Source organism: Mesorhizobium sp. WSM4935 (genome assembly GCF_029625735.1).
GTDB lineage: Bacteria > Pseudomonadota > Alphaproteobacteria > Rhizobiales > Rhizobiaceae > Mesorhizobium.
In genome coordinates this window covers 1-3,698 of record NZ_JARTVR010000036.1, presented here as the reverse complement: position 1 = coordinate 3,698, position 3,698 = coordinate 1, and the positions used below count along the sequence as shown (strand labels likewise).

Genomic DNA, 3,698 nt, shown 5'->3' with positions numbered 1-3,698 from the left:
CATAAGCCGAAGGAATCCTGAGTACGAATGAGCCGCAGGAGGCATTTGACGAACGGGGAAGCAAGGGCCTCGTCGTCATTGTTGACAGCAGGGCCAACCGGAGGAATTTCGTTGTTCGTCATTTCAGTCTTCGTCTTCGAGGTACGATTTCCTTTTCCTGCGATGCCCACTCCGGGTCCGCTTGCGTGGCCGACGAATGGCTTGGGCGGGCCAACCCCAAGAGTGCCCCGTGGCCGACCTCGACATGTCCACGAGTGCGAGACCTGCGGCGCGAATTCGCGGCGCACATCGTCTGCGCCGCGATCCGACCGGTGGTCAACGCAATTGAAATCCAACCTTCCGCAAGCCGCCGCCCTGCTGCATCGACATACTTGCTGCGAAGAGAGCTTCGATGGGCGGATTGGCCAGTGTTCAATTCCAATTGTCAGTCCCTTCGCGATTCTTGCTCAGGAAGTGACTTCGTTTTGAGTTTCGGGTGCCTTCTTTTGCGGAGCCACACAAAGATCCGCGTGACAGGCAGGCTCACCCGTGTAGTTGGCCAGTGCTTCGAGCAATGGGGTAAGATAGTACTGTTTGGTGTGGTCCGGAATTGGCCCCAGCCGGTCCACCGATTTCAGTGCCACCTCGATCAACTCGATTGCGCGATCTTTGTTGCCGCTCTCGTAATAATACTGAGCTACCGGGAGGTACCGGAGGTATTTAAACGGGCCATCGCCGTTCGGGGGATTGAGTGCCAGTATCTGTTCCGAGAGCTCGTTGCCCATCGCAAAGCGCTCCGCGCGCGGAAGATGGGAATTGTCCATCGTGGGATCGAAGAGTTGGTTGAGGGCCAAGGCCATCCACGACACCGCGTCGGACGTTTTGTCGATCGCGTCCTCGACCAATTCTCGCATGACCGGCATGCCGGTCTTGATGTCGCGCAGCTTGTGAAGCAGAAGATCCGCATGAATCTGCCGGAACTCACAAGAGTCTGGCATCAAGGCGAGGCCTTCTTCGATGGCCAAGAGCGCCGCCGTCCAATCCTCGGCCTGCATCGCCGGCTCAAGTTTGGCGTATATCGGCCCGGTAAGCGACATTTCGCGCGCTGCAAGTTGGTTATGCGCGATGCGCTTTGCATCGGCGGCTTTCGCTTCATAGCTGCTGCGCCAGCTGCCGTTAAGGACTTTCGGCAAAACGTCATCGAGTTCCGCCGGGTGGCCGATAAAAGCGATGTGGCCGTCGCGGTCGACCACGAACGAGGTGGGAATCCCAATCGAAGAGCTGGGATCCATCCAGAGCTTGTTCATTTCGCCAATGTAATCGAACCCGATACGATAATTCAGATTCGGGAACTCCTCGGTCAGCCAGGCATCCACGTTGGTCCGCGCCTCGTCTGCGGTAGGACCCTGTTCGCAGGCGGCAACTCCGACCGCCTCAAATCCGCTGCCTTCATATTTCTCCTGCAGTTCGATCAAATGGGGCATGGCGTCGACACATGGTCCGCACCAAGTCGCCCAAAACTCAACGAGGTAGACCTTGCCGGGCCGAAAGTTCGTGAGGGGCTCGCCACGCAGCCAGTTCTCCACTTTGATCGCAGGAGCCGGGGACCCCATACGCAGTTCCATCTTGGTGTCCAAAGTCATTCCACACCTTTCGTCTCTTTTGTCGCGGAATATTTTCCAGTCAAAATCGGACACGGTCTCGAGGGCATCGCTCCCTCTGGCTTGCTTCAGCGAAGCTCTCACCGTGTTGCCGCACATCAAGCTGCAACGGAGGTGCCAATTCCCTCAGCTCCGGTAAGCGGCGGGAAATGCTTTGAAATTCTCCACGAGGCCAAATGCGGCCGATTGTCGTGAACCCGACATGTCTTCTGCCGCTGTCGGGTTTCGCCCTATCACTCTTGAGAGCTTGGACGGCTCGCCTGTGATTAGACTGGCCTCGGCCCTCGAGCAGTGGCAGTTTGGCGCCAGTTCGAAAGCGCGAACTCGCCGGCTTGGTCCTCGTGCCGCCACCGCCGCGTGTGGATTCTTGCCCCGGAGTCAAAATTCGCCTCGCGGTTGCCAACGGCGGCATGCGCTCAATGCGCGTGGCGTTGAGCACCGACAGCACGTAATGGTACCAATTAGTGGATGCCCGTCGCTGCCTCCACTTCTCCAGCCAAGCGCTCGAACGACGCTACCTACCCACGTTCGAGCGCGACCGCGGAATCGCAGACTGCCGAACGTCAGCCGTTGCGAAAGGTGTAGCCGTACCCGTTGATCGCCGGTGCGCCGCCTAGATGTGCGTAGAGGACCCTCGATCCCTGTGGAAAGAAGCCCCTCTGGACGAGGTCGATCATCCCTTGCATCGATTTGCCCTCGTAAACGGGGTCCGTAATCATGCCCTCGAGCCGCGCGCACAAACGGATTGCCTCTTTGGTTTCCTCCGATGGAACGCCATAACCCGGGTACGCGTAGTCCATGAACAACACCACGTCTGCCTCGACAATTTCCGCTCCGAGGTGGACGAGCTTCGCTGTATTTTGGGCGATGCCAAGCACCTGCGCCTTGGTCTTGGCGGGCATGGCGGAGGCATCGATACCGATCACGTTGCGCTGTCGACCATCCTTGGCGAACCCGACGAGCATGCCGCCGTGGGTTGAACCAGTCACCGTACAGACGACGATATAGTCGAAGGCAAACCCAAGCTGCTCTTCCTGGGCACGCACCTCCTCAGCGAACCCCACATAGCCCAGGCCGCCGTATTTGTGGACAGAGGCGCCGGCAGGTATCGCATATGGCCTGCCGCCCCTTGCCTTGACTTCATAAAGTGCCTTTTCCCAGCTGCGGCGGATGCCGATGTCAAAGCCCTCGTCAACCAGGCGCACCTCTGCCCCCATGATGCGGCTCAAGAGGATATTGCCGACCCGGTCGTAGACAGCATCATCATGTGGGACCCAGCTCTCCTGGACCAGGAGGCATTTCATGCCGATCTTGGCGGCGACCGCAGCGACCATGCGCGTATGGTTGGACTGCACGCCACCGATTGTGACGAGCGTATCGGCATCTGACGCGATCGCGTCGGGCACAATGTATTCGAGCTTGCGCAGCTTGTTTCCGCCGAACGCGAGACCGGAGTTGCAGTCCTCGCGTTTGACGTAGATTTCCACCTTGTCGCCCAGATGCTTGCCGAGGCGGTCGAGCCTCTCGATCGGCGTGGGTCCAAAGGTGAGCGGATAACGTTCGAATTTTTCCAGCATGCTATCTCCAGCAAAAAAGTACCTGAACCTGCTACGCACCGGTCAGCCCAGGGGTATGGTCGCGTGTTAGCCGAACACAGATTCCCTATACGATCAGCTCAGTCATCAGAGGGTGACCAAAATTGGTGTGGGTCTGAGCACTGATCCTGTCATCCGCGCATCAAAGCAGCAGCACATGCTGGGCATTCGACCAAGCCGGGACACAGCTGAAAATTGCATTCCGCAGTTGATCAGAGTCAGACGACTGGTACCCGAGCTTTCCTGTAACCATCGGCATGCTGGCCCCTGTGGCGAGTTCCACGAGCGCGGCTAGAGGACTGCCAGATCAGAAAGAGCACGCGGCCGAAGTAGCCGGCCTGAAGCAGCAGCGAACAGGCCAGCGTCGTGACGACTGCCACACGGAGCGAATCCAAAGCGAAGTAAACCATCGACGCATTGCTGCACAGGACCAGCCCCACGAGCCGACAAAAAGATGAAGTGC

General features: G+C 58.5%; 3 protein-coding genes. All 3 read right to left on the bottom strand.

What is annotated here, in order from left to right; translation table 11 throughout:
- Nucleotides 1-446: 446 nt before the first annotated feature.
- A complete protein-coding gene (locus P9273_RS31950; RefSeq protein WP_063170386.1) occupies nt 447-1,604 on the bottom strand; it encodes a TlpA disulfide reductase family protein in 1,158 nt (385 codons plus the stop codon).
- A gap of 599 nt (nt 1,605-2,203) precedes the next feature.
- Complete coding sequence (locus tag P9273_RS31945; protein ID WP_024505903.1) at nt 2,204-3,217, bottom strand: 1-aminocyclopropane-1-carboxylate deaminase; 1,014 nt, start codon at nt 3,215-3,217, stop codon at nt 2,204-2,206.
- A gap of 236 nt (nt 3,218-3,453) precedes the next feature.
- A partial coding sequence (locus P9273_RS31940; protein ID WP_127313226.1) for an exopolysaccharide production repressor protein occupies nt 3,454-3,698 on the bottom strand: 245 nt, incomplete at its 5' end.

What these genes read in the sequence shown, in the direction of transcription:
- P9273_RS31950 (WP_063170386.1), bottom strand. Translation starts at nt 1,604, where the DNA reads ATGGAACTGCGTATGGGGTCCCCGGCTCCTGCGATCAAAGTGGAGAAC.
- P9273_RS31945 (WP_024505903.1), bottom strand. Translation starts at nt 3,217, where the DNA reads ATGCTGGAAAAATTCGAACGTTATCCGCTCACCTTTGGACCCACGCCG.